The organism is Balneola sp. (genome assembly GCA_003712055.1).
In the GTDB taxonomy this organism is placed as follows: Bacteria; Bacteroidota; Rhodothermia; order Balneolales; family Balneolaceae; genus RHLJ01.
Window position 1 is genome coordinate 43,184 of sequence record RHLJ01000005.1, and the last position, 21,876, is coordinate 65,059.

The 21,876-nt window shown below is 40.3% G+C and carries 19 protein-coding genes; 7 read left to right on the plus strand and 12 right to left on the minus strand.

The features are described 5' to 3' along the window. Window positions 1-65: 65 nt before the first annotated feature. The 9 genes from ED557_12195 to ED557_12235 form a co-directional block, all read right to left on the minus strand. Entirely contained in the window at window positions 66-242 is a 177-nt protein-coding gene (locus tag ED557_12195) for a histone H1 (GenBank protein ID RNC79891.1), read from the minus strand. A 188-nt stretch (window positions 243-430) separates the two neighbouring features. After that, window positions 431-1,129, minus strand: coding sequence for a cytidine deaminase (locus tag ED557_12200; protein RNC79892.1), 699 nt, complete (start codon window positions 1,127-1,129; stop codon window positions 431-433). After that, the gene (locus ED557_12205; protein ID RNC79893.1) at window positions 1,126-3,984 is read right to left on the minus strand and encodes a hypothetical protein; all 2,859 of its coding nucleotides are present in this window, start codon (window positions 3,982-3,984) and stop codon (window positions 1,126-1,128) included. Before ED557_12205 ends, ED557_12200 begins: the two co-directional genes overlap by 4 nt. 132 nt (window positions 3,985-4,116) lie before the next feature. Then, the gene (gene rlmN, locus ED557_12210) at window positions 4,117-5,232 is read right to left on the minus strand and encodes a 23S rRNA (adenine(2503)-C(2))-methyltransferase RlmN (GenBank protein RNC79894.1); all 1,116 of its coding nucleotides are present in this window, start codon (window positions 5,230-5,232) and stop codon (window positions 4,117-4,119) included. A gap of 41 nt (window positions 5,233-5,273) precedes the next feature. Then, on the minus strand, window positions 5,274-5,906 hold the full coding sequence (locus tag ED557_12215; protein RNC79895.1) for an AhpC/TSA family protein: 633 nt from the start codon (window positions 5,904-5,906) through the stop codon (window positions 5,274-5,276). Between the two features lie 137 nt (window positions 5,907-6,043). Further along, window positions 6,044-6,469 carry an SRPBCC domain-containing protein gene (locus tag ED557_12220; protein RNC79896.1) on the minus strand — a complete coding sequence of 142 codons (426 nt, stop codon included), beginning with the start codon at window positions 6,467-6,469 and terminating at the stop codon, window positions 6,044-6,046. 2 nt (window positions 6,470-6,471) lie between these two features. After that, on the minus strand, window positions 6,472-6,786 hold the full coding sequence (locus tag ED557_12225) for an ArsR family transcriptional regulator (GenBank protein ID RNC79897.1): 315 nt from the start codon (window positions 6,784-6,786) through the stop codon (window positions 6,472-6,474). 92 nt (window positions 6,787-6,878) lie between these two features. Continuing rightward, complete coding sequence (locus tag ED557_12230) at window positions 6,879-8,180, minus strand: hypothetical protein (protein RNC79898.1); 1,302 nt, start codon at window positions 8,178-8,180, stop codon at window positions 6,879-6,881. An 87-nt stretch (window positions 8,181-8,267) separates the two neighbouring features. Then, a complete protein-coding gene (locus ED557_12235; protein RNC80129.1) occupies window positions 8,268-9,011 on the minus strand; it encodes a ZIP family metal transporter in 744 nt (247 codons plus the stop codon). Window positions 9,012-9,358: 347 nt separating this feature from the next. Between ED557_12235 and ED557_12240 the strand changes: the two genes are divergently transcribed. From ED557_12240 to groL, 7 genes are all read left to right on the plus strand, one after another. Continuing rightward, window positions 9,359-10,018, plus strand: coding sequence for a protein-L-isoaspartate(D-aspartate) O-methyltransferase (locus ED557_12240; protein RNC79899.1), 660 nt, complete (start codon window positions 9,359-9,361; stop codon window positions 10,016-10,018). Window positions 10,019-10,098: 80 nt separating this feature from the next. Then, window positions 10,099-11,130 carry a DUF368 domain-containing protein gene (locus tag ED557_12245; GenBank protein ID RNC80130.1) on the plus strand — a complete coding sequence of 344 codons (1,032 nt, stop codon included), beginning with the start codon at window positions 10,099-10,101 and terminating at the stop codon, window positions 11,128-11,130. Window position 11,131: 1 nt separating this feature from the next. Further along, window positions 11,132-12,292: a hypothetical protein gene (locus ED557_12250; GenBank protein ID RNC79900.1), complete on the plus strand. Its 1,161-nt coding sequence runs from the start codon at window positions 11,132-11,134 to the stop codon at window positions 12,290-12,292. Window positions 12,293-12,381: 89 nt separating this feature from the next. Beyond that, window positions 12,382-13,356, plus strand: coding sequence for a universal stress protein (locus tag ED557_12255; GenBank protein ID RNC79901.1), 975 nt, complete (start codon window positions 12,382-12,384; stop codon window positions 13,354-13,356). A gap of 28 nt (window positions 13,357-13,384) precedes the next feature. After that, window positions 13,385-14,143 carry a ribosomal RNA small subunit methyltransferase A gene (gene rsmA, locus ED557_12260; GenBank protein ID RNC79902.1) on the plus strand — a complete coding sequence of 253 codons (759 nt, stop codon included), beginning with the start codon at window positions 13,385-13,387 and terminating at the stop codon, window positions 14,141-14,143. 106 nt (window positions 14,144-14,249) lie between these two features. Continuing rightward, window positions 14,250-14,537: a co-chaperone GroES gene (locus tag ED557_12265; GenBank protein RNC79903.1), complete on the plus strand. Its 288-nt coding sequence runs from the start codon at window positions 14,250-14,252 to the stop codon at window positions 14,535-14,537. Between the two features lie 54 nt (window positions 14,538-14,591). Further along, window positions 14,592-16,232, plus strand: coding sequence for a chaperonin GroEL (gene groL, locus ED557_12270; protein ID RNC79904.1), 1,641 nt, complete (start codon window positions 14,592-14,594; stop codon window positions 16,230-16,232). A 650-nt stretch (window positions 16,233-16,882) separates the two neighbouring features. On the opposite strand, the gene ED557_12275 is transcribed toward groL, so the two are convergent. From ED557_12275 to ED557_12285, 3 genes are all read right to left on the minus strand, one after another. Beyond that, window positions 16,883-18,667 carry a hypothetical protein gene (locus ED557_12275; protein ID RNC79905.1) on the minus strand — a complete coding sequence of 595 codons (1,785 nt, stop codon included), beginning with the start codon at window positions 18,665-18,667 and terminating at the stop codon, window positions 16,883-16,885. Window positions 18,668-18,905: 238 nt separating this feature from the next. Next, window positions 18,906-19,895 carry a hypothetical protein gene (locus ED557_12280; GenBank protein RNC79906.1) on the minus strand — a complete coding sequence of 330 codons (990 nt, stop codon included), beginning with the start codon at window positions 19,893-19,895 and terminating at the stop codon, window positions 18,906-18,908. 324 nt (window positions 19,896-20,219) lie between these two features. Then, complete coding sequence (locus ED557_12285) at window positions 20,220-21,842, minus strand: beta-N-acetylglucosaminidase (GenBank protein RNC79907.1); 1,623 nt, start codon at window positions 21,840-21,842, stop codon at window positions 20,220-20,222. Window positions 21,843-21,876 lie beyond the last annotated feature (34 nt).

Genomic DNA, 21,876 nt, shown 5'->3' on the forward strand with positions numbered 1-21,876 from the left:
GTAAACTAAAGGAAACAAAAAAGGCTTCAATGTTTATTGAAGCCTTTAAACAAACTTAGTAGAAATTAACCAGCATTCTTTTGTGCTTGAATTTCAAGACGAATATCTTGAGCTAATTTCTTAAGATCTTGAAGCCCCTTTCTAGCTCTGGTTCCAGCAGCTTTATTTCCTTTATCGTAAAATTTTTCCATTTCAGATGATACGCTTTCTACTAATGCTTGTAGTTCGCTTACTCTACTCATTATATAACTCCGTTTGTTTGTGTTTATATGAATTTCATAATTAGAAACTGCGATGAAGCTATTGATTCATCTAATCTGAGTCAAATTAAAAAGCGCATTTTTAGCATAAAAAACGAAGTTTTTTTAAAAAAGAAGCACTTTTTGGGCTTGATTTCTTAAAAAATGCTCAAACTTGAGGGTAAAGAGTGCTAATGCTTAAGTGATTGGGAGGTAAAGCTAAAGGGGAGGAGGTCTATTGATAAATGCTCAGAAAGGCTTCCATCAGCATGATAAAGGCTGAACTTATTCATAGGTAGATGTTCAATAAGTACCTGGCGACAAGCACCACATGGACTGCTTACCTCTCCTCGTTTAGTATGAACTGCAATCCGTTCAAAGTTGGTTTTTCCTGCAGCCAAAGCCTTAGAAAGTGCCACTCGTTCCGCACATAAACCCATTGCCCAATCAGATACCTCAATATTAACTCCTTCAAAAAGAGAATTTGCTGTATATAACAAAGACGATACCGGAAAATTGGAATGTTTGGGTACAGCTTTGTCCAATAATGTCATAAGGTGATCCTTTTCAGGGATAGAAAAGGGAGCTTCAATCTCAAGATCGGAGAGTGTAGTAGGGCAGTCGGTTTTGTTAACCTCTAACCCAAACTCATTTTGCCAGAACTGAAATTGGTCAAAAGCTTCATCTGGAATAAAAAGAATTGAGGGTGTTTCTCCCTCACTTAAGCAAATACAGCATGCAGATTGTATTGCAGTGATGGTAAGTGGAAAAGAAACATTCTCTATACGAACACCGGTAAATAGTCCACCTTTATCCCCCTGTACTACACAGGCTTTTGGATTCCCTGAATAAGGAACGTACGAACGGTCTTTTAGAATGCTCCAAATCATTGAGGAGAAATAAAGGAAGAAAATGCTGCATCAGCAACTACTGCTCTGATTCTGCTTATTCGTCTTCCGTATGATCGATTTGGATAAGTTCGGTTAGTAAGTAAAATGATAGTCATATTTTTCTCACGGTCTACCCAAAAACTGGTACCTGTAAAACCAAGATGTCCAAAAGTATCAGAACTGGCGAGCTGGCCTGCTGTAGTAAACCCTTCCGGGCTTTTTCTATCGAAGCCCAGACCTCTTCCGCTTAATTCAGATTGCTTTGTAGTGAATTCGTGTATTATCTCTTTAGATAAAAAGCGTTGGTTAGCATAAACCCCATCATTGAGAAGGAGTGTGGCAAATTTAGCCAGATCGTCCACCGAGGCAAATAACCCTGCATGTCCCGCAACCCCATCTAAGAAATAGGCCCGCTCATCATGAACATTAGCCTGTACCAGCCCTCGATCAAATACAGTATCAATTTCTGTAGGTGGGATTCGGTTAACATACCAACGACTCACATTCCTTGGATTGAAATACGCGCCATACATTCCCATCGGGTAATAGAATTCTCTTCTCATATATCCATCAATACCCTGATCCACGATTAGAGAGACAATTTCAGCGAGCAGTATCATCCCGAGATCGCTATACACATATTGAGTTCCGGGCATGTAAGTAAGAGGTTCATTCTTGATAGCTCGAATTATATCTCTTCTGCTTTTCAAAGAATCTACATAAACCCGGAAAGGAGGGAGGCCGGATTGGTGTAAAAGCATATCCCGAATTGTGATTTCCCTTTTCTCATCAGTGTCAAACTCAGGGATAAACCTCCAAACTTCATCGTCAAGTGAAAGCTTATTTTCATCAACCAGCTTCATTACTGCAGTAGATGTTGATACTATCTTGGTGATAGAGGCGAGGTCGTACACATCGGTATCTTTAACTTCTTTGAGTTTATCATAATCGTGGTAGCCGATCTCTTTCTTATAAACCATTACCCCATCTTTAATAACAGCAGCAACAGCTCCGGGGAATACTGAATCTCGAACAGCATCAAGGAGGATGTCATCTATCTTGAAAAGCTCTTTGGATATCAAACCTACATCCTCAGGTTTGCCATAACGTAGTGTAGTATGATCTATATCTATTCCATCACCCAGATTATACATCTCAGGTATTTGTATGGAAAGCTTTCCCGAAATAGGACTGGCTCCGAAAAGACCTGGGGCAGTATTTCTCATTTGAAGTGAATTATTTGACCATGCCATGATATGAGCATTGGTTTCTTTCAATTCAGAAACCAGGTAAGGATTGCCAAACATAACCAATACAGATGGCTTGTTGATGCTCATTAATCGGTTGAGGAAGGATGATTGTTTGCGAGAAAGCTGGATCGACTCTTGGAAGCTTAATCCAACAAATGAGCCGATAATAATGAGATCGGTTGCTCTGGCTTCATCAAGAATTTCTTGTTCATCGTTGGCATTACTTCGGGTATCATGAACCCTGAATGTGACATCCGGGTGATAGTCTCGAAGTGTTCTCACAAAAGCAGAACCGGTATTGCCATAGTCTTCATCTGAAATTGAAACCAATAGCACTTTCCGGTGAACGGTAGGGTCAATGGGGATGATATCGCCTTCATTCTTCAATAAGGTGATGGATTCACGCGCAATCTTGTCAGCTACTGACTGGTGATAGTTAGTGCTAATGCGGTTATCAAGGTTGTTTAGATCTACCTGATTATCCTGATCAAATAAACCATGCTCCTGTTTCCAGGCTATGATCTTTCGGTACGACTCTTCAATTCTTTTTTCCGAAATCTCATTTCGTTCTACAGCGTCTACCACTTCATTAATTGCAGTGTAGATGTCCGGACTGATGAGCATAATGTCAGCCCCTGCTTTTAATGCCTGAACAACCGCTCTTCCGGGAGAAAATTTTGAAGTAATGCCCTGCATTTCGAGTCCATCTGTAACTACAACACCATCAAAGTCGAGAGAGTCTTTGAGTATTCTTCCCAGGATAGATTCATCCAGTGTTCCGGGGAGATCAGGGTGCTCGCTGATCTGAGGAAAAGAAATATGGGCACTCATGATGCTTGGAATTCCCATATCTATAGCTGCTTTAAAGGGGATTAATTCTACAGAATCTAACCTTGTGTAGCTATGGTCAAGAACAGGGAGTGCTAGATGTGAATCAGTATCAGTATCACCATGTCCGGGAAAATGTTTTGCAGTAGATACGACCCCTTCACTATGAACACCTTGCATAAAGGCGATTCCATAATCAGAGACGATTTCAGGATCTCCCGCAAAAGACCGAACATTAATAACAGGGTTGTCAGGATTGTTATTTACATCCAGAACTGGTGCAAAAATCTGGTGCACACCCAAAGCCTTTGCTTCAATAGCGGTTATTTTACCCATCATAAAGGCATTTCGCTTATCTCCGGTTGCTGCTACTCCCATAGCCGGTGTAAATCGGGTAGTTCCCGAAATCCTCATTGCAGCTCCATATTCCATATCCTGTGTAATCCAAAGTGGGATATGACTAAGTTTTTGGAGCTTGTTGGTTAGCATTGCCTGCCCGTAAATATCACCTCTCATAAAGATAATGCCGCCAATATGCTCACGGGTTACAAGGTCTGAGAGTTCTTTAAATCGATGACTGTCATGATTAAGAAAGCGTCCTTCAACAGGAACAAAAAAGAGTTGTCCTATTTTTTCTCTTAAGCTCGCATTTGCTACCAGCGAGTCAATAAAAGAATCCTCAGAAGAGGAGAGTGTTGTTACTCTGTCATTTGGGTTAGATGCGGTAAGTAATACAGTAAGCCCCATTAAGAAGCCAAGAAAACCTATTTTTTTCATGTAAGAAGTCTGTACGATAAAGAATGCCTGCGAGAATGTACATTCTCAAACTAAACCAACCAATCAATATTGGTTAAAAGTTCAAAAAAAATAGAGAAAAGCGGGAGTTGGTGATTGGTTATCAACCATTAACTAAAGTTGTTTAGCGATGGTCTTACCTTTCGGAGCTCCTTCTCTAATCGCTAGTTGTCCACAACCTGCATCAATATCGTCTCCCCGGCTTCTTCGAACAGTAGCTCTCACATCATTCCTGATCAAGGCCTTTAAGAAATTATCTAAGCGTTCTTCTCGTGCCCTTTTCAATTCAACACCAGCCACGTTATTGTACATGATTATGTTAACCTTACTAGGAGCCCATTTAACAATTCTTGCAAGATTTCGAGCGTCTTCTTTCGTGTCATTAAAGCCATCGAAAAGAAGATATTCATAGGTTATAGGTCGCTCTGTTTTTCTGTAATAGTATCGTACGGCTTCTTCCAGGGCTTCCAGGTCCATAGAATTATTGATGGGCATAATCTTATCTCTTTTCTCGTCACTTGGAGCGTGTAAAGAAATAGCCAGATAAAAAGGCTCAGCATCGTCAGCCAGTTTTTTTATCTGTTTGGTAAGCCCTACGGTTGAAACCGTGATTCTTTTAGGAGATAATTCAATACTGAGCGGATCGGAAATTATGCTCGCTGAATCTACTACTGCCTTGTAATTATGAAGCGGTTCTCCCATCCCCATATACACGATGTTGGTGATCTTTTTACCAAAGCGGTCTTCCGAAATAGTGTTGATATACTGTACCTGGTCAACGATTTCTCCATGTGAGAGATTTCGAAATAAGCCCATTTTCCCGGTTGCACAAAAAGAGCATCCAAATACACATCCAACCTGTGAAGACACACAAACCGTTAAGCGTTTAGCAACACCATCAGGGTAAAAATCAGGAATCAGGACTGCTTCTACTTTATAATCTTTGTCTTCATCATTCAGTTTAAACAGAAACTTAATAGTGCCGTCTTTGGATTCTTGCTGATTGGAAACCTGAATTCTATTTATAGATGCGACTTCTTCCAGCTTTGCTCTAAGCTCTTTAGAAAGGTTAGTCATTTCCTCGAAAGAGGAAGCACCCTTTTGGTAAAGCCACTGGAAGATTTGATTCGCTCTGAACCTGGGCAGACCTAAGCCTTCACAAAATTCCAGGAGCTGAGATTTAGTGAGGGATTTTATATCAGTTTTTGCAGAAGTAGAAATGTTGCTCATATTGCATCAAAGATACAGATATGAGCAACTAAGAGCATGAATTACTTGAACGCGTTAGCGGCTGCTAACAGAATATCGCCGTTTATTCGCTCACGGTGATCAGGGTTAACATATTGGAATTTAACTGTTCCTTCAGTGTCGATAAGAAAAACAGCTGGAGCAGGTAAAATATGGTGATCGTATCCTGAATCCTTTTCTAGGTCTATTCCATATGCTTTGTAGCGCTCCACGGTTTGAGAATCGAGGGTATAAGCAACTCCAAAACCTTTTAGAGCGTCTGCAGGACTATCAGAAAGAAGGGTATAAGTTAGCTCGACATCTGTAAGAGTCTTTTTTAGAGCCTCTGGTCTGTCCACACTAATAGCTAGGATTTGGTATCCCATTTCAACAATTTCTTCTTCGATTTGCTGAAGCTCACCCATATGCCGGGTGCAATATGGACACCAACCGCCTCTGTAAAACACGATCATGGTTGGTTGCTGTGCTGCTAGTTCTCTGAGATTTACATCTTCGCCATCAATATTTTTAAGCGATACATCAGGAATAGTAGAATTGATAAGGATGGGGTTCACTTTTGTAGGAGAATCCGGAATGGTTTGAGCAATACTACTGGAACTCAATAAAAGCGAAAGGATAGTTAGTAAAAGTAATTGGCTAGGTAATTTTATTTTCATTGCCTAAAAGAGTTTATTGATTAATAATAAGTTGCCAAGTTAACCAATACTTAGCTTTACTTCGCTCTCAGAAGGCAAATGTGATAAAAATGTTAGAATTGAGCCGAGGTATATCGACTCAACCTAACTTCATTTGATTAAGCTGCCGCAGCCAGTCGCTCAAGGATTGCAGTCCACCCGTTGGTATGATTGGTCTGCATTTGTTCATTGGGCATGAAATCATGTACTAATTTTACTTCCGTACCACCATCTACCGAATTAAGGGTAATGGTAACCAGTGTATCTTCTACGGCTTGTGAATTCCACGTGAACACAATTTTCTCATTCTCAATTACTTCTTTGTATTCACCGGTATGAGTGTAGGTCTCCTCATCACCAATCATATCAATTTTGAAGCTTCCACCGGTTTTAACATCTGCATCAACAGAAGCACTCCAGCCATCTGGCCCGGCGTAAAACCACTTCTCCATAATATTATTGTCGATTAGTGCTTTAAAAATTGCTGGTTTGTCCGCATTAATCACTTTTGATACTTCAATGGCATGGTCGTTTGGTCGGCTCATAATTATTCCTTTTTTGATTGTTCAATAAATTGTTGGAGCTCAGTCAAACGTGTATCCCAGAATCGTTTATACTCTTTTATCAATGACTCTACTTCATCAAGAGGAGAGACATTCATACTACAGGTGATTGTTCTACCCTTTTTCTTTTTAGTTATGAGGTTTGCTTTCTCCAGTACCTTTAGATGTTTTGAGACGGCAGCTAATGACATATCATAGGGCTCTGCTATTTCATTTACCGTTCTCTCTTTTTCTGCAAGAGACATTAAAATAGAGCGACGGGTGGAATCGGATAAAGCGTATAGTGTTGAATCAAGCATAACATTTAACTGATTGGTTAAATATAAAGGATAGATGCAGAGATATTCAACCAACTGGTTAAATACTTTTCTTAGTATAGAATGTAAAGGTTTTAGAGCCTGGGATTAATCACATTATTGTAGATTGACCCAAACGTAAACTCGATGCCAACGCTGCCACCAAAGCTGTAGGAAGTAGCCTGGTTTCGAAGATTTAATAAGACTTCTTCCTCGGTAGATCCTCCCGCAGGTAGAGATAATTGATCGTTTATAAATGAATATCTTCCGGAGAAGAAGACATTCAAACCTCGAAAAATTCTCATATCTATCCGTGCATCAAATCGGATATTATTTTTTGATAAATCATGGGTGTATGCTTCTGTACGAATGCTACCTTCAACACCTCCCCAGGGCTGGGTAAACTCAGAATCGATTCTAAACTCGTGCTGAAGCAGAAGTTCTTCATCTTTTCCAAAAATTGTGGTTTCTGTATAGTCGAGAGAGGCTATTGTAAACCCATACCGAACGAGTATTTGTCGGCGTGTAAATTCATCATAAGGGAATAGACTAAATTCTACTGCTGGTGCAAATGATAGTCTAAGGTCGATATTATCTTGTGTTGAAGTTCTTGCAGTAGTCCAAAAACCTGCTGACCAATGATCACCAAAACTTTTCACAAGTTGGGTGAAGAAAAACTGACTTTCATTAATGAATAAGTCTTTTGTATCAACTTCTACTCTCACACTATCTCCGGACATTTCGTCCACTACGGTTACGCTATCTTCTCCAAATACAGTTCTTCGGTTGGTGTTGTATCGGTAACCGGATTCAAATTTCCATTCTTCCGTTATTCTATCTGCAGAGACATAGGTGTTAATATTGATCCTGTTTTGTGATTCTTCTCCACTGAAATTTGTGCTGCCACCAATTTCAAATAACCATTTATTCCAGGGATCGTTTTCTGGTGCTTGGGTAGGTTCAATTGTAACAGAGTTATCAAAGTTTAAATCTAATTGGTTAATGATATCTGTATTGAACAGGTAACCGACTAGTCCAAGCTTAATGTGGCTCACTAACTTATTTCGACGCTCTTCCTGGGTATCCGACTCGGGTGAAATGATCTTCATAGTCTCATCATCACCTTCAAAGTTTTTCTGCCCGATGAATTCAATAGTATACTCAACCCCACCGCTACCCGTTCGTTGGTTCACGATGAAAATATGTACATCAGCATCTTCCTGGTCGCGAACAAAGTTTACAAATTCGATCTCTGTTTGAATGAAACTCTCACTACATCCCCGGCAATCAATGAATGCATAAATGGTTTCTTTGTTTGTTTGGGAATATGTGCTTTGAGTAAAGGCTAAAATGAATAAAGCACAGAGTGCGGCTAATGGTAATGATTTACGTTGCAAGACTATAGATGACCAATTAATAGTTAGGAACAGAACTAAAAATTAGCCTTTTTCGATTAGTCAGCTTGTAAAAAGATATTCAATGATTTAGAGTAGCATTTGGAAGGCAGTCATACCCATAATGGCCATTGTTATCCAGAAGCCAATTTTATGAGGTTCACATTTCTGTAGAGCTTCAGGAATCAATTCAGCGAAAACCATCCAGATCATAGCCCCGGCTGCAAGTCCGAGTCCAAAAGGAAGGTATTCTCTAAATGCTTCCACAAAAAGGAAAGCCGGGATAGCCATAATTGGCTGAGGTAAGCTGGAAAAAATACTCCATCCTACAGCTTTTAACGGAGAGGTACCTTTTGGAACCATAACAAGACTGATTGCAAGGCCTTCCGGGATATTATGAACAGCAATAGCAATAGCTATAAAAATTCCGAACTCTAGAGTATTGGCAAAGGAAACTCCGACACTTACCCCTTCAGCGAAAGAGTGAACGGTCATTATCCCCAAAAAGAGTAGCATTTTCTTACTTCCGGCGCCCATTAGGTTTGCCATATCTACTTCAAAATGTTTGTTCATCCATTTATCGGCGCCAATGACGAGAAAGATACCTGCAAGCATTCCTGTCAGGGTCATCCAGTCATTTTCCTGAAACCCTTCAAAAATGAGGCTGTAACTTGCAGATAGCATCAACCCAGCGGCTACAGCATTGGCTTTTCCAAGGAAGGAATCTGAGATATTCTTAATGAAAAAGAAGGGTATGGCACCCAGACCGGTTGCAATGGCTGTGGCAAGCGAATAGATGAATACCTTAAATACGAGTGAGTCTAGAAATTCCATGAGATAGTATCCCATGAATATAGGGGAGTGCAGCGGTAGTTACTATGAGAGCCATGTATTTAGAATCGTATTAAATAGACATAGCCTGTTCGGCAGGAATGTTTAAGCATTACCAGGTCATTCCGCATCTGCTCGTCATGCCGAACTTGTTTCGGCATCTTTGTGAAGCCTATAAAGACAATTATTGACTGGATAATTAGTCAACGTCCTACCATAAGATCCTGAAACAAGTTCAGGATGACCTCAAAACTTGTTTGGGGTACTAGATGGTACCATTATAAAAGAAAATTCCTAACCAAAATTATGCAGCCAAATACCTATACTTGGACACACTCTAAATCTCCAAAATAAACGCTTTGTTAGACGACCGTCGATTTGCGCGCCCTCGAAATAAACTGGTTGAAGAATTAAAAGAAAAAGGGATCAAAGATCATCGAGTGCTTATGGCCATTGGGAAAATTCCCAGGCATGAGCTTATTGATACCGCACTTCATTCGAAGGCATATAATGATACCGCACTTCCGATCGGAATGGGGCAGACTATTTCCCAACCTTATACTGTAGCCCGACAGACTGAGCTTCTTGAGATTGAGAAAGGAAATAAGATACTCGAAATTGGAACCGGATCGGGATATCAGTGTATGGTACTATGTGAAATGGGAGCTAAGGTGTATAGTGTAGAACGACACAACGAATTATATCATCGGGCAAAAGACGCATTAAAAAAACAGAGGTATGCTGCTATGCTAAAATCAGGAGATGGAACCCTGGGTTGGTCGACGTACGCTCCTTATGATGGTATAGTAGTAACTGCGGGTGCACCAGTAGTCCCTGACGACCTTATCAAACAGCTATCTATAGGAGGGCGCCTGGTTATCCCAGTAGGAGACAGCGAAAAACAAATGATGATCAAGATTACTCGCGTAAGTGAGACGGAATATCAACAAGAAGAACTGGATAATTTTAAGTTCGTCCCTTTGATTGGGGAAAAAGGATGGGATAACTAGTGATAGACGAGCATAAGACTGGAAATCAGGACGAGACGACATTTAAGGAAGCCCCCATATTAGCTATAAAAGGCTTTTTAATGGGATCTGCCGATATTGTACCCGGGGTAAGCGGGGGCACTATGGCTCTGATATTAGGAATTTACGAACGGTTGCTGAACGCGATAAAAAGTGTGAATCTGGAGGTCATAAAAAACCTCATCACTTTTAAATGGAAATCTGCTTTTTCAAAAATGCACCTCCTTTTTCTGGTAGTTCTTTTTTCAGGCATTCTTAGTGCGGTGGCTTTTTTCACCAAAGTTGTACCCCTTCAGATTTATATGTTTACACATCCCGAAATTGTATACGGGCTTTTTTTTGGCCTCATTGTTGGGTCTATTTATGTGTTAATTAAAGAACAAACTCAGTTTAGGCTAAAGGAGAGCATTTTTTTATTGGTTGGGATAGGCATAGGCTTATGGGTAGTAAACATGGTTCCATCCGATACGCCCGATCATCCTGCTTTTGTATTCCTGACCGGGGTCATTTCCATTAGTGCTATGATCCTACCAGGAATTTCAGGTTCGTATTTGCTTCTTATTATGAGGAAATATGAATACGTGCTGAGTAATATCAGTCTCATGTGGGGAGAAGATCCAATAACCGGCTTCCTGAATATTCTTCCATTCTTGCTCGGAGCACTTACGGGTATTACTTTTTTCTCAAGATTTCTATCCTGGCTATTAAGTAAGTATAAATCTCAGACTATCTCTGTACTTATTGGTTTTTTGATCGGCTCTCTTTTTGTGATATGGCCATTTCAGCACAGGGAGTTCGTAGAACAAATAAGAGAAGTAGAAGTACTTTCCCTTACGGATGAAAAAGTTATAGAACTGCGCAATAATACTAACGAAAACCTTCCCGAGTTTTCCCGCTTGGGAAACCAGGTTTCAGAATCAACGATCGAAGTTCAAACGGTTAAAAAGAAGTTAATCAAATCAAACCCATACCTTCCGGGAAGTATCGGATCGGACGGTACAGAAACACCAAATGTTTGGGGTGGAATTGTCGGTATGATACTAGGAGGAGTACTGGTTATAGGTATAGACTATCTTAGAAAAAAGGAGACCTAGCATGAAAAAACTAATCTTACCGGTACTATTACTTCTACTAGTATCATTTGAGCTAAAAAGTCAGGATACAGAGCCAGATTCATTAGATGAATATCATCAGTTTTTGTTCAGTCTGATAGATGAAGTGAATGTAGGGATGTATGATAATTTCGTGGAAGCGGTAGATTTTGGTGCCATAGCAGATTTTGCCATTGCTGACTTAAATGTACCTGACTTTGAGAAGCAAGAATTCAGGAGAGGTTTGGTAGATGGGGCGTCACGAGAATTCGCAGAAAATATGTTCGAGGGGGCAGGTCTGGTAGAGTATATCAACTACTTTGAAGAAGAAGGCGATTATTTCATGTTGGTGCGAATATTTGGAGAAGGTGGCCTTAACTACATCAACTTTCAAGTGAACAAAAATGAAGCGGGAGAGTTGAAGATCATTGATTTCTATCCTTATATGTCTGGAGAGTATATCAGTACAACTCTAAATAGGACTGCCAAGATGTTTTTTAGTCAGTCTTCTTTCTTTGAAGCTATTATTGAAAACCTAATTGGGAGTGAGAAAGAGGTTGTACAGAATTTACCTGTCTTGATGAAAATTGGTAATCTTATTGCGAATCAGGCATTCGAAGATGCAAGGCGTGAATATGATGCTTTGCCAGAGGCTGCAAAAAACGATAAGCTTTTTATACTTACCATGATTCAGGCCGCCACGATGCTGGATGATCAATATTACCTCGCACTTCTGGATCGGTATGAAGAAAACTATGCAGATGACCCAAGCTACCCGCTGGTTATGCTCGATTCATATCTACTAAGAGGTAGGATTGAAGAATCACTTGTACTTGTTGATCAATTAGATGAAGCGGTGGGCGGGGATAATTTCTTGAACTACCTAAGGGGTAATGTTGCGATGATTGGAGAGGATACCACTGCTGCTATAAAGTATTATGAGCTAGCCGTTGAAAATGATTTATACTTTGAAGAACCGTACTGGGAACTGGCAGGCTTAGAGGTTGAATTAGGCAATTACGAACAGGCAGTAAAGTATCTAGGTCGATTAAACTTTGTATTCGGGTACTTTTTTTCGGAAGAAGATTTTGATCCGGAAGTAGACAAAGAGTTTATTGAATCAAAAGCCTTCAAAGACTGGGTGGAGACTCAGGAACAATACTAGGCCGGTTATTAGCTAAAATAATTCTGTCCTTCATTTAACCTTCATGTTGTTTGTGCATATATAAATGGATCACAAACAGTACCTAAAGCATGGAGGTAAAAATGAAGATTAGCCGAATACTTGTCCCAACCGATTTTTCAGAAAATTCTGAAGTAGCATTAAAAACAGCAGCCAATTTTGTCGATACCTTTGGCAGTACTGTTGATTTAATACATGTGGTACCTGTGATGCGATATTTCCATGAAAGTATGGAAGCATTGGGAGCACCATTCTCTATTGAAAATAAACTCTATCCTCATACACTTGAAGTGGCTCATGCCAAGATGGAAGCTCTTGCTACAAAGTACATACCCAAAGAGCATAGAGGCCGGTTGCTTACCGTTATCGATCGTAAGCCATCAGAAGCAATTGCCCGGCAAACTGAAGAAGACGATTACGATTTAGTGATTATAGCTGGAAGGGGAGAACATAGCTCTCCTCATATATTAGGTGGCACAACCGAAAAGGTTATTCGTTTTAGCAAGGTTCCGGTGTTCAGAGTGAATGATTCCTTCGACTTTACTGGTACTTCAAACATTGTGGTACCGCTGGATTTCTCAGAAACGTCCTATTCATCCATCATTCCCGCATTTGAAGTAGCCAGAGTTTTGAAAGCTGATTTAAGTATAGTGCACGTGATTGAGCTTTATGCTTCAGATTCTTATATGATTCCGTATGTTCCGGCTGGTGTTGATAATCAACCAGTCTATGAGTCTTTGATCCAAAACCTGGATCAGTATTTGAAAGATCATAACAGGTTGTTATCCATCAAACGGACTGGTACTGTTTTTAAAGATGCATTGATATTGAATGAAGGCGCTAATCAAACGTTAATTTCAATGGAAACCACCATACTTAAAGGAATTACGGTATACCAGGAAATTGTGGATCACATGAATGAACATGGTGATTTGTTAGTAATGAGTACACACGGCCGTACAGGTGCTGCACGCTTCTTGCTCGGCTCTACCGCAGAACGACTTTCTAAGTCTATTGAAAAGCCGGTTTGGTTTACTAAGAAATAGTTATTGTTTGTTCTTTTGAACTTTTGATTTGAGCTTTAAAACTAAAAAAAGTCTTGGGCAGCATTTTCTGAGCGATAATAATATTATCGCCAAGATTCTGAATTCCATTCAAGCTGAAGAATCGGATCGAATTATAGAGATAGGCCCTGGAACCGGAGCGCTTACTAGATGGCTGGTTCAAAAATATAATGATGTTCATGTGATTGAGGTTGATGAACGAGCTGTTGCCATCCTTGAGAGAGAATTCCCAGACTTATCTATCCACAACAAGGATGTACTTAAGGTGGATTGGCAAGAACTTGTTTTAGAGGCCGGTAGGAATTACGTGATCGGAAATCTCCCCTATTATATAACCAGCCCCATTCTGTTCAGCTTGTTCGAATCGCGAACTCACTTTAACGAAGCCATTGTGATGATGCAGAAAGAAGTGGCCCAACGTCTGGTAGCTTCACCATCCACCAAAGATTATGGCATACTTTCAGTGCAAACCCAGTTAATGAGCACGCCAGAATTGCTTTTTGATGTTTCTCCTAATTCATTCAGTCCTCCACCAAAGGTGATGAGTTCGGTAGTACGGCTTACATTTGATAAGCAGTCACTGTCATGTTCAGATGCCATGCTCAAAAGAGTGGTTCGTACTGCATTCAATCAGCGACGAAAGAAACTCAGCAACTCCTTAAAGCCGCTTTTGGGGGATTCTTTCCCTGTAGGATTCAACTATAACCAAAGGGCAGAGGACTGGGCGCCTGACATTTATGCAGAATTGGCTTCTCAATTAGAAAAGTGAACAGGTTGGAATGATTTGGTACGGTACTTGCTTTAAAGGTGCTGAAACTAAAGGGCAATGCCCATCAATTTTAAACACTAACTAAAAATCAAAAGGAGTCATACACATGGCTAGCATCAAACCTTTAGGCGACCGTGTTCTAGTGAAAGCGGACGTAGCTGAAGAAGTAACCAGCTCTGGTCTGTACATACCTGATACAGCTAAAGAAAAACCACAACAAGGTACAGTTGTTGCGGTAGGACCCGGAAAAGTTGAAAACGGGAATAAAATTGACCTAACCGTGAAAGAAGGGGATAAAGTCCTTTACGGTAAATACGCTGGAACTGAAGTAACTCTCGATGGAGAAGAGTTCTTAATCATGCGTGAATCTGATATTGTGGGAATACTTGCCTAACCCAACCCACCCAACGAAATTAAATCAATAACTTAAAACTGAATTAAGAAAACTATGTCAAAGTTAGTTCACTACGATATGGAGGCACGTGACGCTTTAAAGCGCGGTGTTGATAAACTTGCTGACGCGGTAAAAGTTACCTTAGGGCCTCGTGGACGTAATGTTGTAATTGAAAAATCATTTGGAGCACCAAACGTAACTAAAGACGGTGTTACTGTAGCTAAAGAAATCGAGCTTTCCGATAAAGTGGAAAACATGGGAGCTCAGATGGTAAAAGAAGTTGCTTCCAGAACCTCTGATAACGCAGGTGACGGTACTACCACAGCTACCGTACTTGCTCAGGCGATTGTAAGCGCAGGGTTGAAAAACGTTACTGCCGGCGCTAACCCAATGGATCTCAAAAGAGGAATCGACAAAGCAGTTGATGCTATTGTAGCTTCTCTTAAAGAATTGAGCAAAGAAATTGACGACAGAAACGAAATTGCTCAGGTAGGTACCATTTCTGCAAACAATGATGAGTTCATTGGAAACCTAATCGCTGATGCGATGGAAAAAGTAGGTAAAGATGGTGTTATTACTGTTGAGGAAGCAAAAGGAACGGATACTACTCTTGATACTGTAGAAGGTATGCAGTTCGATCGCGGATACCTTTCTCCGTACTTCGTTACTGATTCTGAAAAGATGACTACTGTACTTGAAACTCCTTACATCCTGATCTTCGACAAGAAGATTTCAAACATGAAGGATCTACTTCCGGTACTCGAAAAAGTAGTTCAAACTGGTAAGCCACTTCTTATCATCGCTGAAGACGTAGAAGGTGAAGCACTTGCTACCTTAGTAGTTAACAAGCTTCGAGGTTCTCTTAAAATTGCAGCTGTTAAAGCTCCAGGATTTGGTGACCGAAGAAAAGCAATGTTGGAAGACATCGCTATCCTTACTGGCGGTACTGTTATCTCTGAAGAGCGTGGTTACAAGCTTGAGAATGCAACTCTTGACTACTTAGGTCAGGCTGCGAGCGTAACTATCGACAAAGACAACACTACCGTTGTTGATGGTGCTGGAAATGCAGATGACATCACAGCTCGTGTTAACCAAATCAGATCTCAAATCGAAACTACTACTTCTGACTACGATCGTGAGAAGCTACAGGAGCGACTTGCTAAACTTAGCGGCGGTGTTGCGGTACTTTATATTGGTGCGGCTTCTGAAGTAGAGATGAAAGAAAAGAAAGCTCGTGTGGAAGATGCACTTCACGCTACCAGAGCTGCAGTTGAAGAAGGTATCGTACCTGGTGGTGGGGTAGCTCTTCTGAGAACTGTTTCTGCGCTGGATGGTGTCGAAGCAGCAAATGCAGATGAAAAAGTAGGATTTGATATCGTAAGAACTGCGGTAGAAGCTCCACTAAGAACCATTGCAAATAACGCAGGTGTTGAAGGTGCAATCGTGATTCAAAAAGTATTGGAAGGCAAAGATGCTTTCGGATACAATGCCAGAACTGAAGTTTACGAAGACCTGATTAAAGCTGGTGTAATTGATCCTACTAAAGTGACCAGAAATGCACTTCAAAATGCAGCTTCTGTTGCTGGACTATTACTTACTACTGAAGCAGTAGTATCTGAAAAGCCAGAAGAAAGTGCTCCAGCTCCGGCTATGCCAGACATGGGCGGAATGGGAGGTATGGGTGGAATGATGTAAGATCATTTTCCTATCTAATTCAAAAACCCGGTTCACAATGTGGATCGGGTTTTTTTATTAATTTTTGTTTAAAAAAGAACTATTGAGTAGGTAGTTAATCAAAGTCACATCGTAAGATTCCGATCCCGAATGCTTTCGGGATGGAATGACCCAGCAAAAAAAGGGGAGTCACCCTGCGCTCCTACCCAACGTCACCCTATGTTTTGTAAAGGAATAGGAGATCGTAGATCTTAGCTATCCAAAGGCGGTGGAAGGGCAGGTATCCAGTTAATAGTCATTGAGCCCAATGAGCTCGTGCGGGATGATTGACCTGCCTGTCTCCACACCATGATCATGAACAGTTCAGTAGGCCCGTTGAGCTTGTATGTAGGATGGATATGACCATACGCCTTTGCCGCGCTAAAACAGATGCCAAGGATGCCCGGCTGATTGCGGACTTGGAACCTTAGCCGCTGCTGGTGGTGCATATGCCCTCAAAAAGTTTCGGGATAAGAATAAAGAAGAGGAGATGGAATAAAAGGATAGACATAGAGAGGCTAACCATAGACCTAAAAACAGAGCCCTTCATAGAAATAATGAAGGGCTTTTTTCTATATCCCCTGAGTACTTTTGACATATTGGGATTCGCTAAGTAGGGACGTTGCAATGCGCTAGGCCTCTAAATCCGTCAAATATCTTTTTATATTGTATTCCGGTCCAAGATTGAGCTTTTTCTTAAGTCTCCTCTTGGCTTGTTTTACACTGGTAAGCTCGATATGTAACACACTGGCAATATCTTTATTGGAAAGCCCCATTTGAATGAGGGAAGCAAGCCGTTCATCTTTTTTAGTGATACTGGAGGATTTCTTTCTCAGTTCGTGAAAGAAACCTGCATTCACCTGGTCGATTCGCTTGAAAAGCTTGTCTTCTTCTTCAGAGAGTTGAAGGTTTTGGCTTAACGAGTCAACTACTTTGTTCAATTCTCTCTTAGTTTCAAAACCTTTGACTTCTGTTTTCACTTCTTCAAGTCTATCCTGTAGCTGAGTCATGAACTTGTCTTTTTCCATGATTAGCGTTCCAAAATTCTCCAGTTCCATCTTCAGTGATCTTAACTCTCTTTTTTTAAGTTCAGCTCGTCGTTTTTGTTGCTTTCTAAATCCAAGAACTGTTGCAATCAAAACAAACAAGGCAATAATACTTATCAGATACATCCTCATTGTTTTGGTTTCACTTTCGGCTTGGAGTAGCAGAATCTGATTTTCTTTTTTTTCCGTTTCGTAAATGGTCTCAAGCTCAGCTATTTTTTTTGTGTTCTCTTCTTTTAATAAGCTATCTGAAAGCGTTTTTGAGATATCCAAATAACGAAAAGCATCTTCCGAATTCCCTAATAATAATTCTACTCTTGCAAGACGTTCATATGAACTGTTTTTGAGTACATCCATACCTGTATGATTGTCTAATTCTAAAACGGTGTCTTCTAAATATTTTTTTGCGGAAGAATAATTTTCTAGTTCAAATTCAATCTTACTTAAGTCATACCACACATCAATCATTCTTCTTTTGGATTCTAATTGCTCATATATTTTCAGCGTTATTCCAAAAAATCTTTGTGCTTCTTCATATTCTGATTTTTCAAACTGAATTTTTCCAGCCATATGGTTTAACTGTGCTTTCGTAAGCAAGCCAGTCGATTCTTCCACTTCTTCTAAACCTTTTTGTACAAATTCTATAGCTTCATCAAGACGATCTAATGTTATTAAAGCTTGAGCCAGATTTGTGTATATAGGAAGGTATCTACTTTTAGGTTGTACATCCTCTTGAATATAGAGAGATAAAGCCTTTTGGAAATATTCTAACCCTTTTTCTGTTTCTTGCTGCTGTATATATATGTTGCCAATATTTACATAAATTGCTCCCATTTCATAATGACTTTCTAGCTCTTCATATACTTTTAATACATTGAGAAAGTAGGATACCGCAATATCTACTTCATTTTGAATCGCATACATAGTTGCAATAGATGAATTGGCATTAGCAATCCCTCTCAAATCATCTATAGAAGTATATAGTTCTAAAGATCGTTGAAAGATTGTTAAAGCAGTATCCGGAGCACCCTGTATCCAATATGTGAATCCATTATACCGATTTGCTATAGCTTCCCTTCTCGTTTCATTTAATTCTGCTGCAAGTGAAATAGCTTGTTCAGAGTATTGCCTTGCTAAGTCAGGATCAGATCTGTATAGCAATCGTGCTACATTGATTAGGCGATCAGCTTGAGCAGTATCCTGTGTCTGATTTATTCTAATTTCATTCCTCAGTGAATCTATCAATGCTTGTTGAGCTAATAGTGGGTCTTCAAAGAAGAAGGTGATTACTAATACTACATAAAAATACTTCCGTGTTGAACTGATTATAGGTCTGCTGTTCCTTAACAAATTGATAAGCATATTAGTCATTTTAATTAATCTGCCATGCGAAGTGTAAGATTCGAATGCATATATATGGATATAATCTTTGGTAATTAGTTTGTATACAATTAGTCTACATCAGGATACATGTATTCAAATTTAGTTTTCTTGTTACATCTGACTAGATGACCTTTTTCTCTATTCAGTTATATCAAGAGAAATTGCTAACCCAGATCAAGTAAAAAACCCCGCATCAACAGCACGGGGTTTTTTATTTAAAATACCTCTATCTATCTCCTTCATAAACACCGGCAGCAATAAAGTATTCGGTGCCTGGAATAGTCATCACGAAAGATTTTTTTTGCTCATCCTCTCCAGTGGTTGGGTTCGGCCAGTAGTATTCATAGAACCCACTTCCAGCATTGCTTTGAGCAATAGAAGACATATCCCGAACAATGTATGCTCCCTGAGAGTCCTGCAGATCCCAGTTATCTACTCCTTCCAGCTCTTCATCATTCCCATGTGCGATTACCAGTCCTTCAAACTCAACAATAAAGAAGTACCCCGATTGATCATCAAAAAAGGTAATGTCATCCACAAAAGCCTGGCTAAATGCAATTCGGTCTTGTTCATCCGTATAGATTGAACTAAATACTTCGCTAAAACCTCGGGCGTTGGTTTCTACTAAATCTTGCACCACGATTTCATTGGCTTCATCAATGCTGTACATAGTGTTTTGTGTTTCATCGGTGTAGTAGAAGCCGGCGCCAATGAACCAATCAGTGGGAGGGAGGGAGGTTACATAAGAGAGTTTGTCTTCACCGTTTCCTGAAGCGGGATTAGTGAAGTAGTATTCAACAAATCCCGAACCAGAGGTATTGACGGTGTTAATAATTTCCTGAACGTGATATTTACCGTTCAGGTCTTGTGCGTAATATCTGATAGTTCCGATTAAGCTCTCGTTCAAGTGCGCAATAACCAATGCACTATCCAATGTCTCAATGAAAAAATAGCCTGACTCATCGGGAAAAAAGGTACTCTCACTTACATAGGCCTGGCTTAATTGTACTCTGGATGCACTATCAGTAGCCATAGAGGTGAATACACTACCCAGTCCTGTAGAGGTACTGGTTACATTGAATTCGACAATCTCTTTATTCAGGTCGAAAAGAGAGATCATTTCTTCATCGTCATCGCTGTCATTTACATTACATGCTGCAAAAAAAACAAATGCAGCTAAAAACAGAAAGGAAGTTAGGTTTTGAATGGTGGGCATAGTTGTGCTTGTGATATTGTGTGTTTACAAAATCATACCCAACCGCTGGAAAAATAGAGATTATTTCACCTTAAAGAAAAAAGAGAAATCGAGATTGACCAATTTCTTAACCTAACCGCGAATTTGAGATATCGAACTTCTTCAAATATCGAAAAGGTCATTCCGCTGCGCATGCCGGAATCTAGAATTTTGTTAAAGGCGGGATTCTAACCATTTCTTAAGATCCGGAAACAAGCCTGCCTGTCGGTAGACAGGTTCGGGATGACTAAAAAGCGAGCTATAGAGCTATGCGTGGGGTTTTTTATCCCGAATCCAGATTAACTCTTAATCCCGGTAATGCTGAGCTGCATTAACATTTAGATAATCCATTCTCAAAAAGTGAGATTGTAGCCTAATAAGGAAACGCTCCCATTCTTTGTCTGATTTAGGTGTCCAAAGCACCTCGGATAGTCCTATAACCCTCGGAAAAGCCATGTACTCTACCTTGGCACCTGTATGCATATACTCAGTCCACACGTTACCTTGTGCTCCAAGTACATACCTGGATTCTTCTTCATTTAATTCAGCAGGGACAGGTTCATAGCCATATATATCTTCAAGAGTCGTTAAACAGCATATTGCGATGGGCTCACGTTCATTTTCCGCCTGGTAATGATCAAAGTAATTAGAGCCATTGGGAGTCATGATCACATTATGGCCCATTTTTGCGGCTTCAATTCCTCCTTGTTCTCCCCGCCAACTCATTACAGTAGCTCTTGGAGCGAGGCCTCCTTCCAGGATTTCATCCCAACCAATAATTTGTCTTCCTTTGCTGTTTAGATAGCTCTCAATTCGGGTGATGAAATAGCTTTGGAGTTCGTGTTCATCCGCAAGTCCTTCTCTTTGGATCACTTCCTGGGCTACCTCGCTTTCTTCCCATTGCTTTTTTGGTGCTTCATCTCCACCAATATGAATATAGGTACTTGGAAAAAGTTCAATCACTTCATCCAGAACATTTTCGAGGAACTCAAAGGTCTCTTCTTTAGGGCAGTAAATATCTTCGAAAACCCCCCAGGTAGTAGCCACATCAATATCCTGGTTAAAACAACCAAGCTCCGGATAGGCTGCAATTGCAGCAGTAGAATGGCCGGGTAATTCTATCTCCGGAATTACGGTGACATAGCGTTCTTTAGCATATGCCACAATTTCCCGGATTTCATCCTGGGTATAGTATCCTCCATACCGGATTCCGTCATATTTCCCGGTTCCATAATTCCCAATCAGGGTGGAATCCCGCCATGCTCCGATTTCAGTGAGCAGGGGATATTGCTTTATCTCAATTCGCCAGCCTTGATCTTCAGTTAAATGCCAGTGAAAACGATTGTATTTGTACATAGCAATGAGATCGATGTACCTCTTCACAAACTCAACCGGGAAAAAATGGCGAGCAACATCCAAATGCATGCCTCTGTATTGAAAACGAGGAAAGTCCTGAATTTCAACAACAGGGATATTCCATGCTACATCCCTTGTAACTAAAGAGGGGTCGGTATGTTCAATTTGTTCCGGAAGAAGTTGTCGCAGCGTTTGTATCCCATAGAAAACACCTGCAGCGGTAGAGCCTTTAATTGTAATCTTGCTTTCAGATACTTCAAGCTCATAACCTTCCGGATGGATATCCTCACTATCCATTAAAGACAAATAAATTCCTTTATCGTTGCTTTCAGTACCCGAAATAACTTCATAGCCCTTCCAGTTAGTTACAAATAGCAGATCATTAAGTTGGGTTGATATTCCTTCAAGAGAGGGATCGGAATAAAAAATGGTGATACCATCTTCTATACTAAAACTCCCTTGTCCTTCTTCCATGTGTACGGGTTTAGGAATAATGGAAATTTCAGAGCTTTGGTAAGCAGATAAAAATTGAGCGTTCAGCAAAAGAATGCAGAACAAAAGTAGATGGCGCATATCCCGATTGATTAGTTAGCGTGGTGATGATACT